This window comes from Nocardioides sp., from assembly GCF_014360585.1.
GTDB lineage: Bacteria > Actinomycetota > Actinomycetes > Propionibacteriales > Nocardioidaceae > Nocardioides.
In genome coordinates this window covers 25,554-50,989 of the sequence record NZ_JACIXG010000036.1, presented here as the reverse complement: position 1 = coordinate 50,989, position 25,436 = coordinate 25,554, and the positions used below count along the sequence as shown (strand labels likewise).

General features: G+C 69.3%; 22 protein-coding genes. 14 read left to right on the top strand and 8 right to left on the bottom strand.

The window, feature by feature from the left end; translation table 11 throughout:
• Positions 1-750: 750 nt before the first annotated feature.
• Positions 751-2,211 carry a phospholipid carrier-dependent glycosyltransferase gene (locus H5T77_RS13735; RefSeq protein WP_292650100.1) on the top strand — a complete coding sequence of 487 codons (1,461 nt, stop codon included), beginning with the start codon at positions 751-753 and terminating at the stop codon, positions 2,209-2,211.
• Here H5T77_RS13735 and H5T77_RS13730 read toward each other — a convergent pair.
• From H5T77_RS13730 to H5T77_RS13715, 4 genes are all read right to left on the bottom strand, one after another.
• Positions 2,153-3,124: a lysylphosphatidylglycerol synthase domain-containing protein gene (locus H5T77_RS13730; RefSeq protein ID WP_292650098.1), complete on the bottom strand. Its 972-nt coding sequence runs from the start codon at positions 3,122-3,124 to the stop codon at positions 2,153-2,155. The genes H5T77_RS13735 and H5T77_RS13730 overlap by 59 nt on opposite strands.
• The gene (locus H5T77_RS13725) at positions 3,121-4,173 is read right to left on the bottom strand and encodes a glycosyltransferase family 2 protein (protein ID WP_292650096.1); all 1,053 of its coding nucleotides are present in this window, start codon (positions 4,171-4,173) and stop codon (positions 3,121-3,123) included. The genes H5T77_RS13730 and H5T77_RS13725 overlap by 4 nt, the downstream gene beginning before the upstream one ends.
• 203 nt (positions 4,174-4,376) lie before the next feature.
• On the bottom strand, positions 4,377-5,924 hold the full coding sequence (locus tag H5T77_RS13720; protein WP_292650095.1) for a multicopper oxidase family protein: 1,548 nt from the start codon (positions 5,922-5,924) through the stop codon (positions 4,377-4,379).
• A gap of 47 nt (positions 5,925-5,971) precedes the next feature.
• The gene (locus H5T77_RS13715) at positions 5,972-6,208 is read right to left on the bottom strand and encodes a hypothetical protein (RefSeq protein ID WP_292650093.1); all 237 of its coding nucleotides are present in this window, start codon (positions 6,206-6,208) and stop codon (positions 5,972-5,974) included.
• A 164-nt stretch (positions 6,209-6,372) separates the two neighbouring features.
• Between H5T77_RS13715 and pdxR the strand changes: the two genes are divergently transcribed.
• From pdxR to H5T77_RS13700, 3 genes are all read left to right on the top strand, one after another.
• Positions 6,373-7,761 carry a MocR-like pyridoxine biosynthesis transcription factor PdxR gene (gene pdxR / locus H5T77_RS13710; protein WP_292650092.1) on the top strand — a complete coding sequence of 463 codons (1,389 nt, stop codon included), beginning with the start codon at positions 6,373-6,375 and terminating at the stop codon, positions 7,759-7,761.
• 100 nt (positions 7,762-7,861) lie between these two features.
• A complete protein-coding gene (locus H5T77_RS13705) occupies positions 7,862-8,029 on the top strand; it encodes a hypothetical protein (RefSeq protein WP_292650091.1) in 168 nt (55 codons plus the stop codon).
• Positions 8,026-8,457: a PaaI family thioesterase gene (locus H5T77_RS13700; protein WP_292650090.1), complete on the top strand. Its 432-nt coding sequence runs from the start codon at positions 8,026-8,028 to the stop codon at positions 8,455-8,457. The genes H5T77_RS13705 and H5T77_RS13700 overlap by 4 nt, the downstream gene beginning before the upstream one ends.
• 127 nt (positions 8,458-8,584) lie before the next feature.
• Here the strand turns inward: H5T77_RS13700 and H5T77_RS13695 are convergent, their stop codons facing one another.
• The 4 genes from H5T77_RS13695 to H5T77_RS13680 form a co-directional block, all read right to left on the bottom strand.
• A complete protein-coding gene (locus H5T77_RS13695) occupies positions 8,585-10,129 on the bottom strand; it encodes an acyl-CoA synthetase (RefSeq protein WP_292650088.1) in 1,545 nt (514 codons plus the stop codon).
• Positions 10,130-10,195: 66 nt separating this feature from the next.
• Entirely contained in the window at positions 10,196-12,964 is a 2,769-nt protein-coding gene (locus H5T77_RS13690) for a YfhO family protein (protein ID WP_292650086.1), read from the bottom strand.
• A gap of 69 nt (positions 12,965-13,033) precedes the next feature.
• Positions 13,034-13,789, bottom strand: a complete 756-nt coding sequence (locus H5T77_RS13685; RefSeq protein WP_292650084.1) for a class I SAM-dependent methyltransferase — start codon at positions 13,787-13,789, stop codon at positions 13,034-13,036.
• Positions 13,790-13,842: 53 nt separating this feature from the next.
• Entirely contained in the window at positions 13,843-14,943 is a 1,101-nt protein-coding gene (locus H5T77_RS13680) for a glycosyltransferase family protein (protein ID WP_292650082.1), read from the bottom strand.
• Positions 14,944-15,057: 114 nt separating this feature from the next.
• On the opposite strand from H5T77_RS13680, the gene H5T77_RS13675 reads away from it, so the two are divergent.
• The 10 genes from H5T77_RS13675 (at position 15,058) to H5T77_RS13630 (ending at position 25,435) form a co-directional block, all read left to right on the top strand.
• On the top strand, positions 15,058-15,978 hold the full coding sequence (locus tag H5T77_RS13675; protein ID WP_292650081.1) for a lysylphosphatidylglycerol synthase domain-containing protein: 921 nt from the start codon (positions 15,058-15,060) through the stop codon (positions 15,976-15,978).
• 29 nt (positions 15,979-16,007) lie between these two features.
• On the top strand, positions 16,008-17,390 hold the full coding sequence (locus H5T77_RS13670; RefSeq protein WP_292650080.1) for a hypothetical protein: 1,383 nt from the start codon (positions 16,008-16,010) through the stop codon (positions 17,388-17,390).
• Positions 17,391-17,430: 40 nt separating this feature from the next.
• Positions 17,431-17,985, top strand: coding sequence for a YceD family protein (locus tag H5T77_RS13665; RefSeq protein ID WP_292650079.1), 555 nt, complete (start codon positions 17,431-17,433; stop codon positions 17,983-17,985).
• A gap of 67 nt (positions 17,986-18,052) precedes the next feature.
• Entirely contained in the window at positions 18,053-18,238 is a 186-nt protein-coding gene (rpmF, locus tag H5T77_RS13660) for a 50S ribosomal protein L32 (RefSeq protein ID WP_141781313.1), read from the top strand.
• A gap of 20 nt (positions 18,239-18,258) precedes the next feature.
• The gene (gene rnc, locus H5T77_RS13655) at positions 18,259-18,957 is read left to right on the top strand and encodes a ribonuclease III (protein ID WP_292650102.1); all 699 of its coding nucleotides are present in this window, start codon (positions 18,259-18,261) and stop codon (positions 18,955-18,957) included.
• A gap of 10 nt (positions 18,958-18,967) precedes the next feature.
• Positions 18,968-19,852, top strand: coding sequence for a bifunctional DNA-formamidopyrimidine glycosylase/DNA-(apurinic or apyrimidinic site) lyase (gene mutM, locus H5T77_RS13650; protein WP_292650074.1), 885 nt, complete (start codon positions 18,968-18,970; stop codon positions 19,850-19,852).
• A 108-nt stretch (positions 19,853-19,960) separates the two neighbouring features.
• The gene (locus H5T77_RS13645) at positions 19,961-20,758 is read left to right on the top strand and encodes a DUF6576 domain-containing protein (protein ID WP_292650073.1); all 798 of its coding nucleotides are present in this window, start codon (positions 19,961-19,963) and stop codon (positions 20,756-20,758) included.
• A gap of 160 nt (positions 20,759-20,918) precedes the next feature.
• Positions 20,919-21,116 (top strand): hypothetical protein, encoded by a 198-nt coding sequence (locus tag H5T77_RS13640; protein WP_045548398.1) that lies wholly within the window; start codon positions 20,919-20,921, stop codon positions 21,114-21,116.
• A 301-nt stretch (positions 21,117-21,417) separates the two neighbouring features.
• Entirely contained in the window at positions 21,418-23,538 is a 2,121-nt protein-coding gene (locus H5T77_RS13635) for an acyltransferase family protein (protein WP_292650069.1), read from the top strand.
• A 46-nt stretch (positions 23,539-23,584) separates the two neighbouring features.
• Complete coding sequence (locus H5T77_RS13630; protein ID WP_292650067.1) at positions 23,585-25,435, top strand: glycosyltransferase family 2 protein; 1,851 nt, start codon at positions 23,585-23,587, stop codon at positions 25,433-25,435.
• Position 25,436 lies beyond the last annotated feature (1 nt).

Below are 25,436 nucleotides of genomic sequence, written 5' to 3'. Positions count from 1 at the left end.
GCATGATGACCCCAGTAGAGTTCGAAACCGCCCACTACGCGGCCCTCAACCGAGAGCCGCAACCCGTATAGAAGCGGCAGAGAACCTGGGGCGCTTCAGGGTTTGGTGCGGGGGTTTGGGTTGGGCAGGGGCTTGGGCCTGGTGGGCCCGTCGCGTCCGGTTGGAGGGGTTGGTTGGCTGGTGAAAGAAATTTTTCTTTCACCGTCGCGCGCCACTGCCCCGGGGCGAACGAATTTTCGTTCGGGCACCGGGGTCGTTCTCGGCTGGGACTTGGCTGGCGGAGGCGAACGAATTTTCGTTCGCGTAGAAGAGCGCCTTCTCATCAGCTGGTTCTATTGGGCGTAGCGACATAACGGCTATCTCCTGTGGGGCAGTGCTCCGCGGCCACACCCGGGCCGCCGCCCCGATAGCCAGCCAAGTTTTTTCTCGACATGGTCCGGTGTCAAGGATCGCCGAAGGCAACCGGCGTCAGCCGGCGGCCGTAGGCCGTCCTTGATTCCGGGGCAGGTCGAGAAGACCCTCGAAGGAGGGTCGGCGGCCCAGCCCCGAAGCAACAGCCGATTAAGTAGAGATCATGACCACGCAAAGCCCCAAAAGGTCATCAGAACCAAGAAAGACGCCTTCCTCAACGCAAAGAAGAGGTTTCGTGAACTGACATAGGCTCGCACTCGAAAGCAAGCCCGACGGGGGGGGGCGAGGATGCTTCACTCCACCCAAGCGGATCATGTCGACGTCCGCCTTCCGAGGCGTGTGTTCGCAGCGATGGTGCTGCTGGCGATCTTTGCGCTGAGCCTGAGCAGCTACGTCGCGATGACCCGTTCGCTCCAGTACCAGACCCGTGACGAGGGGCCGAACGCCGGCTACGCGGTGGAGCTGGCTTCGGGACGCCTGCCGACGATCGACACGCCCGTGACCACGGACGCGGGTCGACATCCCCTGTTGGTCGGGGGACTGCGGACCATGGAGGACGAGCCACATCGGCACATCTGGACCGCCAACCATCCTCCGCTCTACTACCTGCTGTCGGTGCCGTTCGTGGTCGCGGCCGGTGAACTCGACGCGCCACAGGTGATGGTTGTCGGGATGCGGCTCATCAACGCCGTCGGCTCCGCGCTGGGCGTACTGCTGGTGGGTCTGATCGCCTTCGAGGTGACTCGGCGGGCGGCGATCGCCTTCTTGGCCACGGGGTTCAGCGCCTCGTGTGCGGTGCTGGTGGCGGCCGGCGGGCACATCGCCAACGACGGGTTGGCGGTTGCGGCGTCGTCGCTGACCCTGCTGGCAACCATCCGGATCTTGAACCGTGGCCTGTCCCCGGGGCGCCTGACGCTGGTCGCGCTGGCCGGCGCTGTCGCGGCCGGGACGAAGGCGCCAGGGGTCTTGACCGTCGTCCTGTGCGGCGCGGCCATTGCCATGGCTCTGCTCCTGAGGGACCACTCCCGTCGCGGAGTGATCCGCGCTCTGGCGGCCTCGGCCGTGGCCACCGGTGTTCCGGCACTCGCCACCGGCTGGTTCTACGTCCGCAACATCGTCCTCTACGGCGACCCGACGGCAACCGACGCGCTGCTGGACAAGTTCGACCGGGAGCCGAACGGCTCCTGGTGGCAGATCCTGACCGACGGGTCGCTCTGGGTGGACTGGTACGAGCGCCTGTGGGTGCCGCTGCTGGCGGAGGGGTACGTCGTGGTCGTCGACGTGCTCGCCGTCGTCTCGGCGGCAGGACTTCTCGTGCTGGTCGTGCGGCGAACGGTCGCCGGGCCGGCGGATCAGCCCTCCTCGGCGGCGGGCTGGCTGCTGCTCACGGTCCACGCGGCGGTCATCCTGGCGAACCTGGTCGGGTTCGTCGCGGATGGCGGGAACCCGAACGACCGCTATCTGATGCCGCTCATGCCGCTGCTGGCCACGGCGTTCGCCGTCGGTGTCATGGCGATCGTCGACGTGATCCCGGTCGGCTCGCGCGAGTCGCGAGCCCATCTGGTGGCGGCCGTGACCACCTGCGTGCTGGGCGTCTACGCGTTCTTGATCTTCCATTGGTTCATCAGCTCGGTGACCTACGTGGGGCGACTGCCGAACTCCGAGTCCAGAGGCGCTGAGCTCGTGGTCGCCGCCGGCCTGCTGTGCGGCGTGGTCGCCGTCTTCCTCGCCGCCGGGCCAGTCAGGACGTACGCCGCCCAGCAACCGCCCCGAGGCCGGCCAGCACCACATCAGCGATGAGCAGCAGCACCCGCGAGGCGAGCGCGACGGTGAGCGCCTCGGGGACGCCGATGATCGGCCCCAGGGTGAGAGAGAGCAGGGCCTCGCGGACGCCCGCGCCGGCAGGAGCGGGGATGAACGCGATCCCGGCGGCCCAGGCCAGGGCCATCCCGCCGGTCGCGGCCGCGACCTCGAGCAGTCCCACAGAGGCGTACGAATCCATCATCACGGCCAGGTGGAGACCGAAGGCGACCCAGGCGAGCACGGCCCAGCCGATCGCGGTGGAGAGCCCCCGCGCGGTGAGGCGTACGCCGAGGGATTCTCGGCCGAGCCGGGCGAACATCCAGTCGAGCATCCCCGGGACGACGCGCGGGTGCAGGCAGACGGCGAGGGGGACGAGCAGGAGCAGCAGCCACCAGTAGTGGCTGAGGCCGTCGGGGGAGGACCACGGCAGCAGGAGCGCGCCGACACCGATGCCGCTGGCGACGACGACTCCCATGAAGAGGATGTTGGCGCCGAGCATGGTGCGTCGAGCGACGCCCCAGCGCAGGCCGAACTGCATCTGAGCGACGACCGGCCACACCGAGCCGGGCAGGTACTTGCCCAGCTGGGAGACGTAGAAGACCGAGTGGGAGTCGCGCAGCGACGGCCGGATGCCCATGCCGTGCAGGAGAGCCACCCAGATCTGCCCGATCAGCATGGTGCCGATGACGGCCAGGACCCCGGCGATCGCGACCCGGCCGAGGCTCAGCTCCTGGACGGCGGTGGCCAGGTCCTCGCGTTGACGCCAGACGAGGTAAGCACCACCGAGCACGACGAGGAGGGCGAGGCCGATCTTGAGCAGCCGCTTCGCGAGGCTGGGCTTCGTGAGACCGGGTGTAGCCGACGACCCGGCCTCCACTGCGGAGACCGGGTCGGAGTCGGTCGTCGTCACCGGCTGGTCGTCCACGTCTCGCCGGACGACTGGGCGGTGGTGCGCTTCTGGGCGTGCGGCAGGTCGAACTGCGCCACAGAGGTCTGGTCACGGAGCATCTCGGTGCCGGACTTGCCGAAGCGGGCCTTCTTGGTGTGCTCCAGGTCGTCCTCGATGAGCACGCGGTTGGTGCGGATCAGGTCGGAGATGACGCCGAGCATCGCCGACATGAAGGCCAGGTTGATCAGCACGCCACCGAGCAGCAGCGACTGGATGTGGTTGCCGTTGTCACCGCTCAGCCAGAGCGCGAGATAGCGGACGAACGGGATCGCCCCGAGGACGAAGAAGAACGCGGTGAGCCAGACGAAGATGGCGTACGGCTTGTACATCATGTAGGAGCGCACGATCGCCGCGCCGGACTTCATGATGTGCTCGGGCATCGACTTGAACAGCCGAGACTCACGCGTCTTGGCGTTGGTCTCGATCGGCACCGAGGCGATCTTCATCCGCTTGTTGCCCGCCTGGATGATCGTCTCCATGCAGTAGGAGAAGCGGGTCACGGTGTTGAGCAGCATCAGCGACTCGCGCGAGTAGGCGCGGAAGCCGCTGGCCGCGTCGGGCAGGTCGGTCTCGGCGGCCATGTTGACGACCTTGGAGCCGACCTTCTGCAGCCTCTTCTTCAGTCCGGAGAAGTGCTCGATCCGGTCGACCTGCCGGTCGCCGATGACGATGTCGGCCTGACCGTTGATGATCGGCTGGACGAGATCGGCGATGCGGTCCTGCGGGTACTGGTTGTCGCCGTCGGTGTTGACCACGATGTCGGCGCCCAGCTCCAGCGCGCGGACCACACCGTCGTGGAACGAACGGCCCAGCCCCTGGTTGCGGGAGTGGTGCACGAACTCGCGCACGCCGAGCTCCTTGGCGACCTCGACCGTCCGGTCGGTGCACCCGTCGTCGACGATCAGGATCACGATCTCGTCGATCCCGGGGATCTCCTTCGGGATCGACTCCAGGACGGACGGGAGCGTCTCCTCCTCGTTGAGGCAGGGGACTTGAACGACAAGCTTCACAGGGACCTCAAGGGCAACTAGTGGGACCGAACTGAATCCGGGGTACGTGAAAGGCTTCTGATCGGTCACATTACCGCGTGGATTCTGAGGCTCCACGCCCCCTCGCTGGTGTCACCCGGCGTATGTGCTAGGGCAACCTGGCGTTCAACACCGGTCCACGCCGCCATCACGACGACCCGCCCAGCGGTCGATCCCGCGCCGCGTCAGACGACTTCGAAGTTGCCCATCATCATCATGTCCTCGTGCTCGAGGTTGTGGCAGTGGAAGACGTACTTGCCGCGGAAGCCGTCGAAGCGCACGAGGACGTCGGCACGGCCGCCGTTGCCGAGGTTCACGGTGTCCTTCCACCCGCGGTCGAAGGGGCCTGGCTCGTTGCCGTCGCGCTCGATGATCTGGAAGGGGGAGAGGTGCACGTGGATGGGGTGCTCGACGTTTTTCGCCCTGAACCGCCACCGCTCCACGGTCGCGTGCACGGTCCGGGCGGCGACCGAGTCGGGAGACCACGGTTCGCCGTTGACCGTCCACATCATGGTGCCGTCCTCGGACGTACGCTCGAACACGAACTCGCGCTCGACCTTGACGTCGTCCGTCGAGAGTCGCTCCAGGTCGACGAGGCGATCGGGGACCCGGCTGTCGTCCTCCTCCTCTCGGGTCACCACGAAGCGCATCACCATCTCGGTGCTGTTGTCGCCGTGCTCGTTGACCATGGTGATCTCGTCCCCGACAGAGTGGTCGCTGAAGTCGATGACGACATCGAAGCGTTCGGCTTGGGCGACGTCGAGCTCGTCATGCGTTGCGGGCGCGTCCAGCAGGCCGGCGTCGCTGCCCACCTGCACGAAGCTCGGGCCATCGTCGAGCCGCAGCCGGTACCGCCGAGCGTTGGAGGCGTTGAGGATACGAAAGCGGTATCGGACCGCCGCCACCTCCATCACCGGCCACGGGACGCCGTTGACGAGGATGCAGTCGCCCAGGACCCCGCTGTGGAATTCGTCGGTGACGCCCGGCTGGTCGCGTAGCGCCGGATCCAGTGCGGGATACGGCATCGAGCCGTCGCCGGCAAACGTGCGGTCGGCGATCATCAGAGGTACGTCACGGTCCCCCGTGGGCAGGCCGAGCGCTTCCTCCTCCGCATCGTGGTGGATGTGGAAGCCGGCGAGTCCGCGCCAGACCTGGGGCCCGGTGAAGTCCATTCTGTGGTCGTGGTACCACAGGGTTGCCGCCGGCTGGTCGAGCGGGTAGACGTAGTCGCGCTCGACCTCGGTCACCTCGGCCGGGCTTCCGCTGCCCGGCGTGTGACCCTCGTGCGCCCCTTTACCCTCGTCGCGGGTCGCGTCCCAGCCCGAAGGTACGACGAGGTCCGTCGGGAAGCCATCGTGCTCGGGCGCTGTGACGCCTCCGTGGAGGTGGACGACCGTCGGCACGGGAAGCTCGTTGCGATGCCGAACGACGACCTGGCGACCGCGCTCCGAGACGATGGTGGGCCCTGGGAAGGTTCCGTTGTATCCCCAGATCTCGGTGGTGGCGCCGGGAATGATCTCGGCGTCGGCGACTCGTTGGGTGATCTCGTAGTAGTCGGTCGTGTCGTCCTGCCGAACAGGTTTCAGCACGGCGGGCACTCGGAACGGCAGGGTGAACGGCTCGGGCAGCTCAGCGGTGCTGGCTTGGATCCGTCCGGCGCTGGACTCGGTGGTGGTTGCTGCGCCGCCGTTGTCGACCGCGCAGCCAGTGAACCCTCGGGCCATTCCTGTCATAGCGGCACCGGCAAGCCCGGCGCGAAGAACCGTTCGGCGCGTCGTCGTCACTGCTGCCCCCTGCGGTCCGATTCGCGGCTCCCGCGACGCAGTCGGGCGTCGATCGCCAGGGCCAGACCCACGCAGACGACGACGCTCACGGGCCAGATCAGTCCGAGGCCGATGGCGGTCCCGGTGCCGATCCCTCCCTCCTCGGCAAGTGGGCGGGCCACTGCCTCCTCGATGAGGAGGCCGACGAGCGTGCCGGCGACGGGACCGGCGACGATGACGATGAACGTGCGCATACCTGTTGCCCTTCTGTCGTTCGAGGAGACGCGGGTGAAAGCACCGTGCATAAGCAGATAGCCTACACGTTGCCACGTTATATGTGACTTGTCTACGGCATAGGAACGCGGACGTCGGCTCATGAGCCTGGATCGCGTCTGGATCACGCGTAAGATCCGATCCCGTGCCGGGTTCGTGGACCGATAGCGGGGTCGATCTACACCTCGACCTGCCGCCGGGCCGGGGCCGGCGGGTTGCGCTGGAAGCGGCGCTGCGAGACGCGATCCGGGCAGGCGTCCTGGCTCCGGGGGAACCCCTGCCGCCGTCCCGGGCGCTCGCGGCCGACCTCGGGATGGCGCGCGGCACGGTCGTCGAGGCATACGCGCAGCTGGTCGCCGAAGGCTATCTGCGGTCGCGACAGGGCGTCGGCACCGAGGTGGCGGATGCGCCGGGAGTGAGACCGCGGGCCGGCAGCGAACGGCCGACACAGCGGTTCGAGGCGGACTTCCGGCTCGGCCGTCCCGATCTCAACTCGTTTCCCCGGCAGCAGTGGCAGCGGGCCGTCATCCGGTCGCTCCAGGTCACGCCGCACCTGGATCTGGGCCCTGGTGATCCGCGCGGTTCGCGGCAGCTTCGCGAGGTGCTCGCCGACTACCTGGGCCGGGTCCGAGGAGTGCTCGCCGTTCCCGAGCGGATCGTGATCACCAGCGGCTTCACCCAGGGCCTGCGGTTGGTCTGTGACGCGCTGGTCGGTCTGGGCGCGACCCGGATGGCGCTGGAGGATCCGTGCCTGCCTGACCACCGCGCCACTGCCCGGGCAGCGGGGATGAGCATCGTCCCGGTGCCGGTGAGGCATGACGGGGCCGTCCCCGGGGCGTACGCGGACGCCGTCGTCCTCACGCCCGCTCATCAGGCGATCCTGGGCGCGACGCTGGCCAGTCGCGGGCGCACCGAGTTCGTCCGGATCGCGGCTGAGGGCGGTGGCTACATCCTGGAGGACGACTACGACGGTGAGTTCCGGTACGACGGTCCTCCGATCGGGGCGATGCAGGGGCTCGCGCCGGAGCACGTCGTGTACGCCGGCACTGCGAGCAAGAGCCTGGCCCCGGGACTCCGGTTCGGCTGGCTGGTGGTGCCTGCGGCGCTGCTCGACCCCGTCGTCGAGGCCAAGCGTCGGGCAGACCGGGGCACCGACGTGCTCGCCCAGCTCGCGTTCGCGGATCTCGTCAGCACCGGCGCGTTCGACCGGCACATCCGACGGATGCGGCTCCGCTACCGCCGGCGCCGCGACCTCCTCGTCGAAACACTGGCAGCGGCTCTGCCCGGAATGACTCCGCTGGGAGTGGCCGCCGGGCTGCACCTGGTGGCCGAGCTCCCTGCTTCAGGCGGTTGCACCGAGGCAGACATCGAGGCCGCCGCGCTACGGAGCTCGGTCGGCCTGGTCGGCCTCGAGCGGTTCTGGCACGCGCGGCCCGAGGCCAGCGGGGTCGTCCTGGGTTACGGCACGCCGGCTGAGAACGACTTCGCCCCGGCGGTCGCCCGTCTGGTCGCGATGCTCCGCGACCTGGCTTGATTGGTCCACGAAAGCCGCGCTCGATTGGCACTGCCTGCCAGGCCAACCGGCCCCTACCTTGGAGGTGACCCCGAGGACCGAGACGAAGAGGGACGACGAGATGACCAGCACGCACCCGACGCCGAGGATCGCTCCCGAAGGGGATGAAGGCCTCCGAGAAGCAGATGTCGCCTACTTCAACCCGCTGCCGCTCGTGCTCGCGGTCGTCACCCGGCCGCGGGCCTGGCTCGCGTACCTGGCGGCACAACGGCAGTTGGCGAGGTCATGACCGGCCAGGCAGGCCAGGACGCACCAGTGGATGGCGCCGAGGTCATGCGCGACTTCCTGCCCTCCTCACCGTTCGTGCAGCATCTCGGAGTCCGTCTCGCCGATCTGGGTGCGGGAACCGCGCGGCTCGTCCTTCCGTACGACGAACGGTTGGTCACCATCGGCACCACCATCCACGGAGGTGCGGTCGCCACGCTGGCGGACACGGCAGCGATGGCCGCCGCCTGGTCCGGCGCGCCGGCCCCGGAGTCGCTGCGGGGCAGTACGGTCGACCTCACCGTGCACTACCTCGCGCCGGCGACGGAGACAGACCTGGTCGCCGAGGCACGAGTGCTGCGCCGAGGCCGCAGCATCGTTCACATCGCCGTCGACGTGAGTGCCGGCGACGCGCCTGTCGCGCACGCGGTGGCGACGTACAAGCTGGGATGACACGCCCGGCCTGGAGGCTCAGATGACAGCTCACCACGGCCGGACCGCGTGCCCATCGCTCAGCTCGCCTCGTCGGCGCGGATGGCGTCGGAGACCTCCCGGGCGCGGCGATAGTCGGCCTTGCCGGTCACGTGCCGCGGAACCTTCTCGACGACGTGCACGGTGCGCGGGACCTTGTAGCCCGAGAGCCGGGGCGCAGGTGCGCTCGGACGTCCTCGACATCGAGATCGAGACCCGCCCGTGGCTCGATGAGCGCTGCGACCTGCTGGCCGTAGGTCGGGTCGGGAAGCGCGAAGACCAGGGCGTCGAAGACTCCCGGGTGCGACTTGAGGGCGACCTCGACCTCCTCGGGATAGACCTTCTCGCCGCCGGTGTTGATGCATCCCGATCCGCGCCCGAGCAGCGTCAGCCGGTGGCCCTCCTCGATCTGGACGTAGTCGCCGGGCACGGCGTACCGGGTGCCGTCGATCTCGACGAACGTGCGCGCGGTCTTCTCCGGATCGTTCAGATAGCCGAGCGGGATGGTGCCCGAGCGTGCCATCAGCCCGATCGCGCCGACCTCGTCGGGATCGATGATGCGGTGCTGCTCGTCGATCACGGCGGTTCCGGGTCCGAGGTGCACCAGGGACCCCTTGTCCGAGATCGTCGCGTGCTCGATCCGCCCGTTGCCGGTCATCCCGGTCTCCGAGGAGCCGAGGACATCGAGCACCACGGCGTCCGGGAAGGCCTTGATCCATCGTTCCTTGACCTCGGCGGAGAAGAGCGCGGCCGCGCTGGTCACGGTGGTCAGCGTGCTCGCGTCGTAGGAGCCGCGCTCGAACTCCTCGATCAGCGGTCGGGCCATCGCGTCCCCGACCAGCGAGATCGTGTTGATCCGCTCGGTCTCCAAAGTCCGCCAGATCGTCGGCGGGTCGAACTTGGGAAGAAGTACGCTGGTGTGCCCGGTGATGAACCGCATCAGCATCGCCCACTGCCCGCTGGAGTGCATGAGCGGCCCGAGCTGGAGGGAGACCAGCGGCGAGGGATCCTCGGCCGCGGCCCGCGACGGCGCGAGCTCCTCGATCGGCTTCCGGGTCGCGAAGTCGGTGCCGCCTCCGAGGGCCCGCCAGGCATCCTCGTGGCGCCACATCACGCCCTTCGGGTAGCCCGTGGTCCCACCGGTGTAGATGATGAAGACGTCATCGGCGCTGCGCTCGCCGAAGCCTCTCGTCGTGGGCTCGCCATCGAGAGCCGTCTGCCAGTCGACGGACTCGTACGCCGTGCTCTCGCCGCTGCCGTCGGGGATCGAGACCACGTGCCGGAGGCGCCCGTGCTTCGGTACGACTTCGGCCAGCACCGGTGCGTACCGGGCCTCGTGGACGAGGCCGACCATCCCGGAGTTCTCGAAGAGATGGTCGAGCTCGCTCTCGAGATAGCGGTAGTTGATGTTGATCGGCACCACGCGCGCCTTGAAGCATCCGAGCATCGCGACCACGTGCTCGGCGACGTTGCGGGCCATCAGTCCGACGTGCTCGCCTGGCTCGATCCCCGCGCCGAGGAGGTGGTGCGCGAAGCGGTTGGCCTCCGCGTCCAGCTCGGCGTACGTGTAGCGCACCTCGCCGGCGATCAGCGCCGGCCGCCTCGGGACGACATCGACAACGTGCTCGACCAGGTCGGCGATCTGAACAGCCATGAGCGAAACCTTGGAACGCGAGCGTGCCCGGTGTCACGCCCGAAGTGTCGCTAGATGGAACGTGTTCTAGGAACTCGTGTCGTTCGGCGTCGTGACGTCCCCCCGACCTCGCCGCCACCTCCGGAGCACGGCCGGGACGAGGAGGAGAGCGAGAACGAGGACGCCGCCGGAGGAGATCGCCGCGCCGGCCCGAAGACCGGGCGCGTCATAGCGGAGCGTGACGGTGTGGGTGCCGTCAGGGACCGGCACCGCCGCGAAGGCGTGGTTGCCAGCGACCAGGTCGACGGGGCGGCCGTCGACCGTCGCCGACCACCCCGGGCGGGCGATCGAGTCGGCGACGACCAGGTAGCCGTCTCCGTCCGCGGTGACCTCCGCCGAGATCGTCTCGGGCTCGTCGCGGAGCACCTCGATCTCTGCGGTCGAGCCCGACGCCGCCTGCGTCGAGTCGTCCTCGAGGAGGACTGTGCCAGGGGCTACCCCTTCGGTCAGTCGCCGCACCCGGGTCGGGCCGTCGGCGACGACCTCGCTGGTGCCGGCCCAGCGGATCCGGGGCAGCGCGCTCGCGCGCTCGTAGACGACCGCACCGGCCGAGGTGTGCACCACCCGGAGACCGTCGTTCCTCTCCGGCCTGATCGCGGCGCAGACCGCGGATCCGTCGGAGCGGCCGGCCATCTGGACGGGCTTGCGCTTCCCCGAGAACGTGATGGTCACGGGCACCGGGCCGACGGTGAAGCGGTGGTCGGGCACCGCGACGCGGAGCTTCTCGCCGCGCTTGAGCGGCTTGGTCACGGCCCGCTCAGAGGTGACCGCGTCGGAACCGGTGCCGACGCGCACCCGGACGATCGTGGGCACCTCCCGGCGCGGCTTCAGGCCGTCGGGCACGGTGACCTCGATCCCGCGCAGGCTGCCCTTCGGGACCTGGCAGGTCGTCTTCTGGCCGGGCATCACGGTCAGTGGCCGACGCTGCTTCGGGGGCACCCGGACCGGCTCGGCGGCGCCGATGACCTCCATCGGCTGAGTCGCCCAGTAGCGGACCGAGAGCTGGTCGAGCACCGGCTGGCGGCCCGGGGTGGGCACGTTCGCGGGGAAGTCGCTGTAGGTCCGCGACAGCTGGGCATCGGGGCTGACCGCGGCGATCAGCGCCTTCCACTCCGGCGAGGTGAACTCGTGGCCCGTCGGCGTACGCAGCCGGTAGTGGTCTGCGACGCCCGTGTGCTCCCAGCCGGAGGCTCCGTAGCGGTCCTTGCCCAGGTTCTCCTTCAGGAACGCGTGGGCCGAGGTGACCGGGTAGAAGTCGTCGCGGTCGGTCAGCGGCAGCACCTCACGCGCGAACATGGTGCTCTGCGCGAGCACGGCGATCACGAGCAGCAGCGGGCCCAGCAGCCGCAGGCGGCCCCGCAGGAGCAGCGTCGCCGCCACCGCGAGGACCGAGATGATCAGCAGCAGCGCCGGCGCCCGCAGGTTCGCGGCCAGGTCTGGGATCGGCTGCTGGGCGCTGTCGATGTAGACGTAGGCCGCGTACAGGAAGTACGCAGCCGCCCCGGCCGCCACCAGCAGCACGACCAGCGCCACCACCAGGCGCGGACGCCGCGGTCCGCCCCCGCCGCGGGGCGGGCGGGGCTCCTCGGCCCGCTGGACCAGCCGCTCGAGGCCGATGCCCGCCAGGACCGCGCACAGGAACCCGAAGATCGAGTTCGCCCGCCCGAAGCTGTTGGAGCTGTAACCGGGCAGCTTCTGGAGCAGCTCCAGCGGCAGTCCACCGATCCACAGGAGCCAGACGACCGCACCCAGGGCGACCGCGAGCAGCGCCGGCGTCGACGGCCGGCGACCGCCGGGCAGCCTGATGACCACGGCGCACAGGACCAGCACCAGCGCCGCCACGCCGACGAACGCGATCGACTCGATCGGGTTGTCCTCGCCCACCCAGAGCCCGTCGACACAGGTGCCGTAGACGTCGGGGGCGACGGTGGTGAGCGCGAGACTGGCGGGCTTGACCTCGTTGGGGACGCGCTCGTCGATCCCCAGAGCGCTCATGTTGAGGGCGAACGGAAGCACCTGGACCGCCGAGAGCGCGACCCCGAGCCCGACCCCGCCCGCGGCGACGCCGCCCGCGACCAGGGTGCGGCGCACGTCTCGAAGCAGGAGCGCCCGGACGACCACGTAGATGCCGCCCAGGGTCAGCGCGAACATCGTCACCGCCGGGAACCCGCCTAGCAGCATCGAGGCGACGACAACGCCGACGGCGGCGACGTCGCGCGCCCCGCGCTCGTGCACCGCCCGGTCCAGCGCCCAGAACAGCAGCGGGATCAGACAGGCGACCTTGGTGTGCGGCCAGTTGGTCCACATCATCATGAAGCCCGAGGTGAAGAAGACGAGGCCGGCGACCAGCGCGATGCTGCGCCGCACGCCGAGGCGGCCGAGGAGGAGCACCATCCCGGCCAGCACCAGGACCAGCTCGGTCAGCTTCACCCAAGCCGGCGCCAGCCACATCGGCATCACCCAGTAGGCCCACGAGACCGGGCTCAGCACCGCGTGGTTCGGCAGCGAGGCCAGCGGCGCACCGCCCACCTCATAGGGCGCCCAGGTCTGCCAGTTGCCGTGGCGTACGCCCTCGACGATGTTCTCGACGCCCGGCAGGTAGTAGTCCCAGGTGTCGCCGCGGCACCACAGCGTCCCTTGCGGGATCGGCCCGTCGGCGGCGTACGGCATCATCGCGTGCAGCCAGCCGGTGTCCAGCAGCATCCCGCGCCCGACGAGCGCGGGACCGAAGGTCACCGCGACGAAGAGGACGAGAAGAGCCAGCACGACGCCCGAGCGCCACCGATCCGAGGTCACAGCCGGAAATCTATGAGCAGTCGGCACCGAGCGCGGGGAGCGCACGCGGCAGGTCGGGCATGTGGATGCTCAGTCGAGCCGGGTCGCGACGGCGACGAGACCGGTGCCGGTCTCGGGCCGCAGTCGTTGCAGCGCCATGAACGGGCTGGTCGCCAGGGCGATGACGGCGCCCTTGAGGCGTCCGCTGGGCTGGAACGTACGCCCCGTTGCCTGAGTGAGCTCCTCGGGTGTGAGATCTCCCACCTTGGCCAGCTTCCTGGCGTCGATCCGGTTGCGGACCGCCTCCAGGGCGTAGCCGAGGGGCCAGCCGTAGACGGTGATGTCGACCTCGCCGAGACCGGCCTCCTCGAGGCGGGTGGTGAGCTCCTCGGGGCTGTAGCGGCGGAAGTGGCCGGCATGCCGGTCCATCGGCCCGAACCGCTCCTGGAACGCCGGCACGGAGAGCACCAGGTGACCGCCCGGGCGGACGTGGGTCACCCACTCGGCCAACGCCCCCTTGTCGTCCTCGATGTGCTCGAGCACCTCGAAGGCACAGACGAGGTCGTACGTCGCCCCGGACTCCAGCTCGGAGGACATCGCGTTGAGCACGGTGCCGCCGAGAGCGGTGATGCGCTCGTACGCCACCGTGAACGAGTCCGCGTCGGGCTCGACCCCGAGGTAGTCGGCGCGTGTGGCCAGCCGGGCACCGAAGGCCCCCTGGCCGCAGCCGATCTCCAGCGCCGTCGTCGGTGCCAGCCGGTCGATGATGCGGCTGACGACGTCGTAGCGCAGCCAGGCGCGGGGTGCGAGCGGGGGCAGCGGGCGATCGGTGGCGGTGAGCGTCATCTGGTTCCTGGGTCGGCTTCGCTTCAGCTGTACTCAATGCTTCGGGCTTCGCTTCAGCGAAGACATTCGATGATGGGGGAGGCGACGGCCCGCGCGGTGTAGTGCTCCCGGGCCTGCTCGTAGGCCGCCTCGCGAAGGCGCTGGGCCTCGTCGGGGTCGTCGGCGAGCTTGGTGAGGGCGGCGGCGAGGTCCTCCGGGCTTCCCGGGGTGACCAGCATGGCTGCGCTCTCCAGCATCCGCCGCTGGGGTGCGGTGTCGGAGGTGACGACGACAGCGCCGGCGGCCGCGCCCTGGAACGCCTTGTTGGGCACCACGCGTCGTGCCTGCGGGACGGTGCCGAAGATGCCGAGGCTCACGTCGAACCCGGCGACGAACTCGGGCAGGTCCTCGGCGTCGACCCAGTCGACCCAGGAGACCCGCGGGTTGTGGGCCGCGAGGCGCCGGGCCTCGTCGTACTGCTGGCCCTGGCCCACCATCGTCACCTCGATCCGCTCGTCGTCGGCGAGCATGTCGAGGGCCTCGGCGATCACCGCAGCGCCGTGGGTGGGGGAGAAGAGGCCGACGAAGACCGTCTTCAGCGGCGCCTCGGTCGGCCGGTCGAGCGACTTGGCCCCCGCGTCGAACCACTCCTGGGTCGCACCCACCGGACAGACCACCGAGCGGAGGCGTACGTCCTCGGGCAGCGCCTGCTGCTGCTCGGCCGTGTCCACGATGACCACGTCGGCCCGCGCCAGCGCCATCGCGTCGATCGTCTTCATCAGCCGCAACTTCAGCCCGCCCGAGCCGGCCAGGCGCCGGTTGGTGGCGACCCCGGCCGCGGAGACCATGTGGTCCAGCAGGATGGTCGAACGAGGATGCAGGAGACGAGCCAGGTGCACGTCGAAGTGGCCCAGGTAGCCGACCAGAACGGCATCGGGACGCCGGCGCCGCCGCAGCGACTCCACGATCAGCCCGCTCCAGCAGGTCAGCAGGCGCAACACGAGCAGCGGCAGCCGCCACGGCTGGCGCAGGATCGCCACCCTCGCCGCGGTGTCCAGGCCCAGCGGCCGGTTCACCTCGGTGACCTCGGCACCGCAGGCGCGTAGGCCCTCGATGAGTACCGCGACCCGCGGATGGGAGGTCACGTCGTAGGTGCCGAAGGCGACGATGTGCATCACCTCAACGTTAGGCTCGTCGTCAAGGGGAGATCGAGCAGCACACCCCGTACCTGAGATGTCGGCACCCGAAAGTGCTGCCGGGAAGGACCTGTGGGCCGAGGCTGGACGAAGGTGGTTCCCCTCAAGGCGGTGGTCGTCGCGATCGTCGTCCTGGTGGCTGCGTACGCGATCCACCGCAACTGGGACGCGCTCGTACGCGGCTTCGAGGAGCTGCCGCTGTGGGTGCTCGCGGTCGCCTTCGGACTGACCGTGCTCGCCCAGGGCGTCGCGCTGCTGATGTGGCGGGTGGTGCTGGCCGATCTCGGCTCGCCGCTGCGGCTGGTGCCCGCGGCCAGGATCTTCTACGTCAGCCAGCTGGGGAAGTACCTGCCCGGCTCGTTGTGGACCATCGTGGGCCAGATGGAGCTCGCCCGCGCCGAGCGGGTGCCGCGGCGTACGTCCCTGACCCAGGGTGTCCTCGTGCTGGCGATCGCCGTCGGCGCCGGGGTGATGGTGTCGGTGCTGCTGATGCCGTTCCTCGGACGGGAGACGCTCGCGCGCTACTGGTGGGCGGTCCTGCTCCTGCCGTTGATCCTGGTGATGCTCCATCCGCCGGTCTTCGGCCGTGTGGTCGACACGGGGCTTCGGCTGCTGGGGCGCGAGCCGCTCGAGGTGCTGCCGACCTGGCGGGGGCTCGGCAAGGCGCTGGCCCTGCAGGGTCTGGTCTGGCTTCTGCTCGGTCTCCAGATCTGGGTGGTCGTGGTCGGTCTGGGCGGTGACCCGCTGCCCTCGTTGCTGGCCAGCGTCGGCGGCTACGCCCTCGGGTTCAGCCTGGGCATGGCCGCGATCGGGCTCCCTGCCGGCGCCGGGCTGCGCGAGGCCGTCCTGGTCGTCGCCCTCTCCAGCGTCCTCTCGCCGGGGCTCGCACTGCTGGTCGCCCTGCTCGCTCGCGGCATCGCCGTGCTGGCCGATGTCCTCGTCGCCCTGGTCGCCGCCTTCCTGACCCGCCGCGCCGACGAGGTCGCAGCCCCCGCCCCGTCGTCAGCTCCGTGACCAGCCAACGAACCTCTCGGGAGATCTCTGTGCCAACCGCACGGCCCACCGCAGGACAGCTCTGGACCGCCGGTCTGATCGCCAACCTCGTCACCTGTGCCGGCGTGTGCGCCGGCTACGCGCTCTCCTCGCCGCTCTACGGCTCCAAGGACGAGGTGGCTCACGCCGACCACGCCTACCAGCTCTGGCACGGCACCCTGATCAGCGTCGGCGACCCGATGCGGATGCCGCAGATCTGGGGCTACACGCTGCCCTTCGACTGGACCGGTCAGCATCCACCGCTCTTCTACCTGCTGCTGGCGCCCGTGGTCGGGCCACTCACCGACGCCGGCCACCTGCTCGCCGCCGGGATGGCCGCCCGCGGCATCTCGGCCGTGATCACCTGCCTGGTCGTGGCCGCGGTGATGTGGACGACGCGACAGATCGTCCCGGGCCGTCCCGAGGTGTCGATCGCGGCCGGTCTGGTCACCGCGCTGAGCCCGGCGCTGACCCGGCTCGGCGGCCTCGTCTTCAACGACAACCTGTTCGTGCTGTGGGCCACCCTTCTGGTCGGGCAGACTGTCTGGCTGCTCCGCCACGGGCCGCGGACCCGCGGGCTGGTGCTCTTCGGTCTGTACGCCGCAGCCGCCCTCGGCACCCGGCTGCCCGGTGTCGTCTTCATCGGTCTGTGCGCGACGACCCTCGGCCTGGTCTGGCTCTTCACCGGCCCTCGCCGCGACTGGGCGGGCGTCCTGCGTCTGAGCGTCGCGGTGCTGCTCGCCGTCGCCGTCAACGCGTGGTTCTACATCCGCAACTTCCGTGACACCGGCAACTGGTCCGGCATGCAGACCGACCTCGTCGGCAAGGCCGGTGGGCCGCTGCATGAGCGGGAGGTACGCCCGGTGCTCGACATCGCCACCGACCCGGACATCTGGCGCCAGCTCCTGATCCCGCCGGCGCTCCAGCAGCACGTGGTCATCGGCGCCGCGCTCACGATCGTCCCGCTGGTGATCGGCCTGATCGTCGGGGTTCGGGTGCTCTCCCGCTCGCGCCGCGACGTCGTCCCGGTGGCGACGGCGCTGCTCCTGCTCGCCCTCACGGCCGTCATCGTCGGGATCCAGCTCCGCTACGCGGCCGGAGGCGGGGGAGCGTACTGGCGCTACCTCGTCCCGCTCACCATCGTGGCCAGCCTGCTCACCGCGATCGGCCTCACGGCCAGGCCGCGCCTGGCGGGACCGGCGGTCGCGGTCTGGGCCGCAGGGATGTTCGGGCTCTTCGCGGCTCACGTCGCGCCGCCGAACCCCACCGGGGGCGACCTCGCCAGGGCGCCGGTCTTCCAGACGGCGGCGTGGGCGGCGACGGGGATCGCGGGGGTCGCGGTCGTGGTCGCCGTGGCGACCGTCCTTTTGGTCGCCGTCGCCCGGTCCCGTTAAGATCTGATGGATCTGTCGTGCCCTCATCCGGAAGTGAAACATGACCAGCCTGGACCCGAGAGCGCCGCTCGTGCTCGATACTCGCGAGCTCGGCCGCCGCCCGGGGTCTGAGCGTCATGTCGAGGTGACGGTGCCGGCGCCGGCGGATCTTGGTATCGAAGTCCTCGCTGTTCCCGAGGGATCGCCGGTCGAGCTCGACCTGCGTCTCGAGGCGGTCATGGAGGGCGTGCTGGTCACGGGGACGGCTTTGGTCGGCCTCGATGGCGAGTGCGTGCGGTGCCTGGAGAAGATCGAGGACGAAGCCGAGGTCGACATCCAGGAGCTGTACGTCTACAACGACTCTCGTGACGGCCGGGCGCCTGACGAGGACGACGAGACCAGTCGGACCGAGGGCGACCTGATCGACCTCGAGCCGGTGCTCAGGGATGCGGTGGTGCTCGCACTGCCGTTCCAGCCGATGTGCCAGGACGACTGTCCGGGACTGTGCCCCGATTGTGGGGCGCGGCTCGCGGACGAGCCCGGGCACGACCACGGCGACAAGGTAGACCCGCGCTGGGCGGGGCTGGCTTCGCTCAAGGAAGACCCCAGCAACTAGAGTTCGCCAGATAATTAGGCTTCAGTAGCCGGTCGAGATCCGACCGGCCGAATAAGAGGAGAAAACAGTGGCTGTCCCGAAGCGGAAGATGTCGCGCAGCAACACCCGCCACCGCCGCTCGGCCTGGAAGGCCGTAGCGCCGACCCTGGTGACGTGCGCGAACCCCGCCTGCGACGCCAAGCACATCCCGCACCGTGCGTGCGGCGAGTGCGGTCAGTACGGCGCTCGCGCCGCGCGTCGCCAGGTCCTCTGATCTGACACGCGGTTAGTCTCCTGACCAACTACGCAGAGCTTCGCAAAGCGCTCGGGGATCCGATCCTGGACCCCGAGCTGCTTGAGCGTTCGCTCACTCATCGTTCCTACGCGTACGAGAACGGTGGCCTGCCCACCAACGAGCGCCTGGAGTTCCTGGGCGACTCGGTGCTCGGCGTCGTGGTCACCGAGACCCTCTATCGCACCCACCCAGACCTGCCCGAGGGCAAGCTGGCCAAGCTGCGGGCGGCGGTTGTGAACGCCCGCGCCTTGGCCGAGGTCGGTCAGGCCATCGGCCTGGGCCAGCACATCAAGCTGGGCCGGGGCGAGGAGGCCACCGGTGGGCGCGAGAAGGCTTCGATCGTCTCCGACACCGTCGAGGCGGTGATCGGAGCGGTCCACCTCTCCGGTGGCATCGAGGTCTCCACGGTCCTCGTCCACCGGCTCTTCGACCCGCTCATCGAGGCGGCCTCCGACCTCGGTGCCGGTCTCGACTGGAAGACCTCCCTGCAGGAGCTCGCCGCCGAGCGGGCCCTCGGTGTGCCGGAATACGTCATCGCCGACGAGGGCCCCGACCACATGAAGACCTTCACTGCGAAGGTCCGGGTCGGCGAGCAGCTCTACGGCAACGGTGTCGGCCGCTCCAAGAAGGAGGCCGAGCAGGCCGCCGCGGAGACGGCCTACGGCGAGATCCAAGCCGCTTCCACCACCTCCGCATAAGGGTTCTCGGTTGCCTGAGCTCCCCGAGGTCGAGGTCGTCCGCGCCGGCCTCGAGCGCCATGTTCTCGGCGCTCGGATCGTGGCCGTCGAGGTCCTGCACCCCAGGCCCGTACGCCGCCATCTCGCCGGCCCCTCGGCCTTCGCCGAGGAGCTGGCCGGTCGGGCGATCACCGGCGCCCGGCGCCGCGGCAAGTACCTGTGGCTGCCGCTCGACTCCGGTGACGCCCTCATGGCCCACCTGGGCATGAGCGGCCAGATGCTCGTCCAGCCGCCTGCATCGCCCGACGAGAGGCACCTGCGGGTGCGCCTGCGCCTCGACGGGGCTGCGGAGGGCCGCGAGCTCCGCTTCGTCGACCAGCGCATGTTCGGCGGTCTCTCGATCAGTCCCGGAGGCGCCGAGCTCCCACCGGAGATCGCCCACATCGCTCCCGACCCGCTCGAGCCCGCCTACGACGCGGAGGCGGTCGTCAGACGGGTCCGGAGATCCGCCAGCGGCATCAAGCGGATCCTGCTCAACCAGACGGTGATCAGCGGCGTCGGCAACATCTACGCCGACGAGGCCCTGTGGCGCGCGAAGCTGCACGGCGAGCGGCCGGGGGAGCGGCTGACCGGCCCGAAGGTGCGTGAGCTGCTCGGCCACGTACGCGACGTGATGACCGAGGCGCTCGGCCAGGGCGGCACCTCATTCGACGCGCTCTACGTCAACGTGAACGGCGAGTCGGGCTACTTCGACCGGTCGCTGGCGGCGTACGGACGCGAGGGCGAGCCGTGCGACCGGTGCGGAGCGCCGATGCGGCGCGTCGCCTTCATGAACCGTTCTTCCTTCTTCTGTCCCAAGTGCCAGCCGGCGCCGCGGTCGGCATCGCCGGTGGCCCGAAAGCGTGTCCCCCGCTGACGCGACTACCAATGCGTGGATAGGCTCGGGCCCGTGAGAGAACGTTTCCGGTTGTCCCCAGGCGGTCGTTACCCCCAAGAGCCTTGGTTCCACATCGGCTCCCTGGGGGTGACGACGACGTGGCTCGTGGTCTTCGGGAGCATCGCCGGGCTGGTGCTCTTCGCCTTCCTCGGTGGCGCGGGTGTCCTCGGGCTGGCCCTGATCCAGCCCAACCTCGCCGACCTCAAGCTGTGGACGCTGGTCACCTGGCCGTTCGCCTATCCGCAGTTCAGCATCTTCGACGTCCTGGCGATCTTCTTCTTCTGGTACTTCGGGTCCGACCTCGAGCGCAACGAGCTCGGCCGGGTCAAGTTCGCCTGGCTGCTGGTGACGTTCACCGCGGTGCTGTCGATTCTGGCCGTCTTCTTCGGTTCGGTGCTCGACCCCAACTACGTCCTCGCCGGCCTGGGGATGCTCGAGATGATGGTGGTGCTGCTGTGGATCGCGCAGTGGCCCGATCGGGTGTTCATCTTCAACATCCCGGCGTGGCTCTTCGGTGTGGTCCTGGTGGGCATCCAGCTGATCCAGTACCTCGGCTACCGCAGCTGGGTGATGCTGCTCGTCTTCGTCGTCGGTCTGGTCGTCAATGCGTTCGTCGCGCGCCAGTTCGGGCTGCTCGACAAGTTCGCCTGGATCCCGCAGGTTGCCGGGTCAGGTCAGCCGAAGGCGCCCAAGCCGGCCAAGGCCAAGAAGCGGAAGTCCGGCCCGACCGTGGTCACCGGCCCCTGGGAGTCCTCGACGGTCTCGAAGGACGAGCAGCGGATGGACGAGCTCCTCGACAAGATCCACGCCGAAGGCGCCGACGCGCTGACCAGCAAGGAGAAGAAGGAGCTCATGCAGCTGCGTGAGCGCCGTCGCCGAAGTTGAGTGCGAAGCACTCAAGTTTGGGGCGAGATCGGGCGATTCGTACGGTCGGAGGTCCCGGCTTTGGACGCGCGACGTTGACGCTTGTCGATAACGGTGTCACCCTTGTAGACGGCCCGGTATCGCGGGAACTTCTAGTGATTCCAACGAAGGAAACGTATTCATGGCGAAGGCGCTGATCGGTTACATGAGCAGCGACCTGCGGACTCCCGCCCACCTCACAGCCGAGAATGCTCGGTTGCGTGCGCGTGTGCGTGAGCTCGAGGATCTCGTTCTCTCTCTGAAGACCGAGAACGATGCGTTGGTCGCGGCTCACACCGCTGACCTCGACACCTCGATGCAGGAGATGCAGCCCGCCTGACCTGCGGGCAACTCTGCAACACCACGGGCGAGAGCCCCTTTGTTTGTTCAAGGGGCATCTCGTTCAGGGGGAACCGACTCTGTTGAGGCAGGGTCGGTTTCGACCTTTTCGGAGGTGCGCGAAGTGGCTGCCTACTGTTCATCTCCGCGTCGGCTCATGGAGGCCCGGCGGCACCGGAGATGGTTAGGCTCGCGCGGTCCTACTGCCTGCAGTAGTGCCCCCACTCGTGATCCCCCCACAGGAGCTCAACGTTGTCCCCGTCGCGTACGTATCGGCTTCTGTACGCCCCGAAAGCTGACCGGTGACCGCGCCCCCCACGGTCTCGCTGAGTCCGGCGACGACCGTCACCCCGCAGCCGGCGTCCGCGACCGACCAGGCAGCAGCGGGCCGCCAGGTTCGCGCCGACATCCAGGCGATGCGCGCGCTCGCGGTGCTGCTGGTCGTCGGCTATCACTTCTGGCCGCAGCGGCTGACCGGTGGATACGTCGGAGTCGACGTCTTCTTCGTGATCTCCGGTTTCCTGATCACCACGCACCTGCTCCAGCATCAACCGCGAACCCTCCGCGATCTCGGAGTCTTCTGGGGCCGCCGGATCCGACGCCTGCTCCCGGCCGCGCTGCTGGTGCTGGCCGCTTCGCTCCTCGCCACCTGGTTGATCGCTCCCGCGACGCTGTGGCACGACACCGCGACCCAGGCGGTGGCGTCGGCGTTCTACGTCCAGAACTGGTCGCTCGCCGCCGAGGCCGTCGACTACATGGCCGCCGACAATGTCCCGACGGCCGTCCAGCACTACTGGTCGTTGTCGATCGAGGAGCAGTTCTACCTCGGTTGGCCGGTCATGATCCTTATCGCCGGGGCCTTCATCCGACACCGTGGCGGCCGGGTTCTGCCCGGTGTGGCCTGCGTGATCGTCGTCGTGACCGTGGCGTCCTTCGTCTGCTCGGCGCTCCTGAGCTCGACCAACGACGCTGCGTACTTCCTGTCATGGACCCGGTTCTGGGAGCTCGGCATCGGTGGCATCGCCGCGCTGGTCGTTCTCTGGTTGCCCGGCGCCGGCGACGGCGGTCGTACGCTACGTGCTCTGCTGACCTGGGTCGGACTGGCCGGGATCCTGTACTCGGCCTTCGTCTTCGACGACGCGACGGTCTTTCCCGGCACGGCCGCGCTGTTGCCGGTCAGCGCGACCGCGTTGGTGATCCTGGCGGCTGCCGGTCCCGGGTTCGGCTCGCCGCACCGACTGCTGAGCCTGAGGCCGGTGCAGTGGATCGGTGACATCTCCTACTCGGTCTACCTGTGGCACTGGCCGTTCGTCGTCCTCCTCCCGTACGCCCTGGGCCGCCCGGCCGCCTGGCCGGTCAAGATCGCGGCGGTCGGGGTCGTCGTCGCCCTCGCCTGGGCGACGAAGGTCCTCGTCGAGGACAGGTTGCGCGGCCGCCGTCCGCTCGGGGTGCCGCTTCGTCGCAGCTTCGTCTTCGCCCTCGCCGGCGCGGTCGTGATCGCGGCCCTCGGAGGCGGTCTGGAGTGGCGTACGCAGGAAGCGTCGCGCGGGCCGTCGGCTGCCGTCGGCGATCCCTGCTTCGGCGCCCAGGTCCTCGTCGACCCGGATTGCGGGGCGGTGCATGGCGACGAGCTCTTCACCACGCCCGCCTTTGCGGCCAAGGACGCCAGCCCGGCGGGCGAGGACGGCTGCATGGTGAGCGGCAGCTACGTCGATCGCGAGGTCTGCACCTACGGCGTGCGCAGCGGGCAGGTGCTCGACATCGCCCTGGTCGGAAACTCGCACGCCGACATGTGGCTCCCGGCGTTGGCGGACCTCGCCGAGAAGAACGGCTGGCGGATCTCCACCTACCTGATCGAGAACTGCTACACCGTCGACCGGCGAGTCGACTTCGAGGACAAGCGCACCCGCAACTGCTTCGAGTGGAACCGGTGGGCGATCAGCGAGGCCCGGAACGGCGACTACGACCTGATCATCACCGGGAACCGCTCGCTGCAGCCGCTTCTCGGCGTGCCCGAACCGAAGATGGAGCGGGCCGTGACCGATGCCTACGAGCGGGTTCTGCGCAGCTGGAGCGAGGCGGGCAGGCCGGTGCTGGTGGTGCAGGACGCACCGCGATCGGGCTACGAAGGCGACCCGACCGATCCTGAGTGCGCTGCGCTGCACGAGGACGATCTGGCGGCCTGCGATGCTCCGCTCACCGAGCGTGCGGTGGCGGTCGAGCAGGCCGACGCGGCCCGGCGGCTGGACGATGAGCGCGTCCAGGTCTTCGACCCCACCCCGTACGTCTGTCCGCAGGACGTCTGTCGGGTGGTGGTCGGCGGCGTCATCGTCCACTACGACCTGCACCACCTGTCCGGAACCTTCGTACGCAGCCTCGCCCCGCAGCTCGAAGACGCGATCGCCCGAGTGGTCGAGGGCTGAATCGATGCTGTTCAAGAATCGACCTAGGAGAGCTGTGCAGTCCACGGTGACGAACCAACCGATCGCCCCGCATACCCCCATCGCGCCGGCCGAGGAGATCGTGCTCGCGAGCGCGGCCGAGGTCGGTGCGTTCGTTGCCGGCCTTTCCCGCCCCGGTGGATTCGTGAAGATCGTGGTCGAGGACGTCGACCAGATCCGGGCGCTGACCGTCGCGGACCCGTCGATCACGGTCTCGAGGCTGTCCCTGAAGGTGCGCCGCTGGGAGTGGCCGCACCGGCGGTGGAGCGGCCGGCTCGGCTGGCTGCCCGGGGTCCTGCGCCAGATGGTGCGCTACCCGGCGAGGTCGGTGGGCGCCTCCTGGTGCGACGTCGAGCTGAGGGACGAGACGTCGCTCGCCCAGGTCGCCCGGGCCGTCTATCCGCTGTTCGCCGTCGACCGCGGCCATCATGGCTTCGGTCACGTCCAGCTCGGCACCGACGCAGTCGATGCGGCCGCGCTGGCGCTGCTGCCGACGCGTACGGCTCCGGGGATTCCCGAGCTGCCTGTCAACCAGCTCCAAGGGGTCGGGCTGAGCTCGGCCGACCTGGGCCTGGTCTCCTCGCCGGAGCGATTCGACGAGCTGGTCGAGGTCGCCGACGACCCTCGAGAGACCGTGTTCCGTACGCCGGTGCTCGTGGACGCGTACGGACATCTCTCGGTCAGCGACCGCAGCCGGCGCCCCGTCGTCGACCTGCACGTGCACAACCCGATCGGGCGGCTCCAGGGGTTCGACGAACCGGACGGGTGGCTTGCCCTGACGATCGAGGGCGACCATCTCCGTCTGCGCCCGACCGCGGGGTCGGCCGAGGAGCTCGAGGAGACGGCGCACCCCCTGGCGGCGCCGTTCACCCGTCAGGAGATCGCCCGGCTTCGGCACGTGGAGTCGATCGACCTCTCCGGTCTCGCCGCAGTCCCCGAGGAGGGAGAGCAGGCGCTCCACCGCCGGCTGGCGGAGGTCGCTGCCAGCGGTGCCATCCTGCACTCGATGAGCGCCGGTCTCGGGCTCGCGAACGAGATGCTCGGCGAAACGCTCGCCGATCTTCTGCGCAAGCCCTATCAGCCGGCCCTCGGACTGGTGCGCGAGCTGCGTTCGGTGGGCCAGCGACGTGAGGCGATGGCCCGCTTCGGCGGATTCTTCGAGCTCGCCGGATTCGCCGACGACCAAGGTCGCCGGCTGTTGCCGAAGGTCAGCGCCGTGCTCTCGACGATGCGGCCGGACCGGGTCAGCGCGGTCGTCGAGGCGCTCGCTGCACAGCGGTATCCCCACCTCGAGATCATCGTGGCGGTGCACGGAGCCGAGGCGCCGCTCCCGGGCGAGCTCGAGGACGCGATCAAGGCCGCCGATGCGACCGTTCTGCTCCACGATCGCGCCACCCCGTTCGGCGCGGTGCTCGCGGATGCGGCTCGGCACGCCTCGGGCGACCTGATCGTGAAGATCGACGACGACGACGTCTACGGTCCTCAGGTCATCGGTGATCTGGTGCTCGCCTACCTCTACTCCAGCGCCGACATGGTCGGGAAGACGACCGAGTATCTCTACCTGGAGGCCCTCGGCCACACGGTGCACCGGACGTTCACCACGGAGGCGTACCACTACCAGCTCGCCGGCGGCGCGATGATGCTCTCCACCGCCATGCTCAACGAGGTCGGCGGCTGGCGCCCGACGCCGAACTCGACCGACCGCTCGGTGCTCATCCGGGTCGGGAACGCCGGCGGGATCGGCTATCGCACGACCAGCCTCGGCTACGTCTACATCCGGCACGCCGATGGCCACACCTGGAAGCGGGACGAGTCGAGCCTCGTCGCCGGGGCGTTCGAGCAGTGGCCCCGGTTCCTGCCGGAGATCGTCGACGGCTGAG

What these genes read in the sequence shown, in the direction of transcription:
- H5T77_RS13720 (WP_292650095.1), bottom strand. Translation starts at nt 5,924, where the DNA reads ATGACAGGAATGGCCCGAGGGTTCACTGGCTGCGCGGTCGACAACGGC.
- H5T77_RS13715 (WP_292650093.1), bottom strand. Translation starts at nt 6,208, where the DNA reads ATGCGCACGTTCATCGTCATCGTCGCCGGTCCCGTCGCCGGCACGCTC.
- H5T77_RS13640 (WP_045548398.1), top strand. Translation starts at nt 20,919, where the DNA reads ATGGCGAAGGCGCTGATCGGTTACATGAGCAGCGACCTGCGGACTCCC.
- H5T77_RS13700 (WP_292650090.1), top strand. Translation starts at nt 8,026, where the DNA reads ATGACCGGCCAGGCAGGCCAGGACGCACCAGTGGATGGCGCCGAGGTC.
- H5T77_RS13680 (WP_292650082.1), bottom strand. Translation starts at nt 14,943, where the DNA reads ATGCACATCGTCGCCTTCGGCACCTACGACGTGACCTCCCATCCGCGG.
- H5T77_RS13665 (WP_292650079.1), top strand. Translation starts at nt 17,431, where the DNA reads ATGACCAGCCTGGACCCGAGAGCGCCGCTCGTGCTCGATACTCGCGAG.
- H5T77_RS13705 (WP_292650091.1), top strand. Translation starts at nt 7,862, where the DNA reads ATGACCAGCACGCACCCGACGCCGAGGATCGCTCCCGAAGGGGATGAA.
- H5T77_RS13685 (WP_292650084.1), bottom strand. Translation starts at nt 13,789, where the DNA reads ATGACGCTCACCGCCACCGATCGCCCGCTGCCCCCGCTCGCACCCCGC.
- H5T77_RS13695 (WP_292650088.1), bottom strand. Translation starts at nt 10,129, where the DNA reads ATGGCTGTTCAGATCGCCGACCTGGTCGAGCACGTTGTCGATGTCGTC.